1 protein-coding gene is annotated in these 244 nt (G+C 52.9%); it reads left to right on the top strand.

Annotated elements, in window-relative coordinates:
* Nucleotides 1-244: hypothetical protein (locus AC5WOE_RS20030; RefSeq protein WP_496053355.1), on the top strand; the 244-nt coding region annotated here is incomplete at both ends.

Below are 244 nucleotides of genomic sequence, written 5' to 3'. Positions count from 1 at the left end.
TTTTGATGCTTCGGTATGGGAAATCTGGTCAGCTTTGGCCTCGGGTGTGGCCTTGTATCTTCCCACGGAAACGCTGCGCCTGGATCCTGTCGGATTACGTGATTGGTTGATCGAGGAGGAAATAACGGTCAGTTTTGTGCCAACGCCACTGTTGGAACAGTTGGTAGCTTTGAAGTGGCCGGAACATCCGAAACTCAAGTATCTCTTAACCGGTGGAGACCAGCTTCGAACCGCACCGCCAGCG

The organism is Shimazuella sp. NTD248, from assembly GCF_059510395.1.
This window is presented reverse-complemented; position numbering and strand designations above follow the sequence as displayed.